General features: G+C 48.3%; 3 protein-coding genes. 1 reads left to right on the plus strand and 2 read right to left on the minus strand.

Features of this window, described 5'->3' with window-relative positions; genetic code table 11:
• Positions 1 to 32: 32 nt before the first annotated feature.
• The gene (locus Q0238_RS07740; RefSeq protein ID WP_297944709.1) at positions 33 to 173 is read right to left on the minus strand and encodes a hypothetical protein; all 141 of its coding nucleotides are present in this window, start codon (positions 171 to 173) and stop codon (positions 33 to 35) included.
• 161 nt (positions 174 to 334) lie between these two features.
• On the opposite strand from Q0238_RS07740, the gene Q0238_RS07745 reads away from it, so the two are divergent.
• Complete coding sequence (locus tag Q0238_RS07745) at positions 335 to 883, plus strand: NAD(P)H-dependent oxidoreductase (protein WP_297944712.1); 549 nt, start codon at positions 335 to 337, stop codon at positions 881 to 883.
• A gap of 880 nt (positions 884 to 1,763) precedes the next feature.
• On the opposite strand, the gene Q0238_RS07750 is transcribed toward Q0238_RS07745, so the two are convergent.
• Entirely contained in the window at positions 1,764 to 1,913 is a 150-nt protein-coding gene (locus Q0238_RS07750) for a TOBE domain-containing protein (RefSeq protein ID WP_363317129.1), read from the minus strand.
• Between the last annotated feature and the right edge of the window lie 6 nt (positions 1,914 to 1,919).

The raw sequence follows: 1,919 nt of genomic DNA on the forward strand, positions 1-1,919 counted from the left end.
AGCCCAAATCGCGGCTAAATTTTAATCTTTTTTCATAAATTTATCCTTGCTTGGACGAAATTTTGTCCTGCACCGCAGCTGCACGCGATCGGGTGGATCGCAAGCGAGATCGTTCCAGACAAGAGCGGGCTAGGGGCTTGCTTTGCGGCATGCGTAAAAACATTTTGTTGCACATGCCTTGAGGTAGTATGGTACGAGAGCGCCTCGTATCTATCGTGCCACGCAAATCCAGGTTCCTCACAAGAAGAAATAACTCTTCATTTTTACAACCCCTCTTAATCTACTTTTAGATTTTTAACGATATGATTCCGCAAATCTAAACAAAGGAAACAACATGAAAACGCTTGTGATTTTATCGCACCCAAATCTCGCCGCCTCACGTGTAAACAAAGCCTTGTCGCAGGTAGCAAAGTCCGCCGCGGACGCTAAGGTGCGCCATTTGGAGGGGCTTTACGGCCTAGATATCGCGCGCATAGACGCCCGCGCAGAGCAAGACGCGCTAGCGGCTGCCGAGCGCGTCGTGTTTTTGTACCCGATGTACTGGCTAAACGTGCCGCCTATGCTAAAAGCCTATATCGATATCGTCTTTTCGCATGAGCTGGTGGGTTCCGGCGCGCTTAAAGGCAAGGTCTTGCAGCTTGCGCCAAGCGTCAGCACTCCGCTTGGCGAATACTCCAAACAGGGCGCTATCGGCTTTAGCTTGGATGAAATTTTAACGCCGCTTAAGATCACGGCAAACTATTGCGGGATGGACTTTGCCGTGCCGTTTATCAGCAGTGGATTTGAGCCGGGCGAGTTTGGCGACGATGCCGTAGATGCCGCAGCTGCACGCTTTGGTAAGCTTTTACGAGGCGAGTTGAGCCCCGGCGAGTATCAAATTTAGCAAAGCAAATGCCCGCTACCCGCGGCTATGAGCCGAAATTTTACAAGAGTGATTTTATTCGCGGAATCTACGCCTTTTAACGAGCCGATCGACAAAAGCTTAAAGTGAATCAAAACACGCTATGGACTGTTGTGACTAACTAATACGTGTATGCGCTCGTTGTAGCCAGTGTTGATTGCTTACAAGGTATAAGCGTATTTAAACGCGCGCATCGGCTAGCTAATGTTGTCATCTATGGAGGCACGAATGGCGTTCGGCTCGCAGTCATCGGCGTAAAACTCATCGTGTCTTATTTGCGCAAGAGTGGTTAAATTTCGCAGCAAGCGGCAAAGTAGGGGGTGAAGTGCGTGTCGTGATCTTTGGATCGGGTCTGGGTTTTGTGAAGCAGTCTCTGTCGCGCTTGGAGAGTTTAAATTTTAAAATTTACTGCATCGCGTAGTATTTTGCAAAACATCGTACCGCCGCCGCGAAAAGATATGCCGAGCCTGCCGCTGTAAAAGTGTGATGATCGGTCATTACCGAGCAAAGTAGCGTAGCGAGCGCGCAAATAAAGTCGTTATAACCTAGAGAGGTAGGTCAAGGGCGGGTCTGCGTTTCATAAATATCTCGCGCGTGGGCTTACCTGCTGCATAGATGCAAAGCCTGCGCGAAACGTGCACTGCGGCAAAATAGTGCAAGACCGCTCTTGGTGTGATTGGGGCTGGATGTCGCGCGGGGTGCATCTGCGCGCATGAGAGAAAAGACCGCTTATAGCGTTATTTGAGCTGCTACGAAATTTGATTTATCAAAAGAGATTTTGAAGAAGGAGCGGAATTTATAAAATTTCGCTCCTTTATTTTGCGATATTTAAAGCGTGCACATCGTTTCGCGCAATGCAAAATTATTTTACACCGACGATGATTTGAGTAGCTTTGATGATCGCAGTTACTTCGTCATCTTTTTTAAGCGCCAAATTTTTAACGGAGCTGTTTGTGACGATCGCGCTTAAATTTTCGCCGCCTGCGGTTTTGACATCGATTTCAGCATTGATTGCGCC

The organism is uncultured Campylobacter sp., from assembly GCF_938045775.1.
In the GTDB taxonomy this organism is placed as follows: Bacteria; Campylobacterota; Campylobacteria; order Campylobacterales; family Campylobacteraceae; genus Campylobacter_B.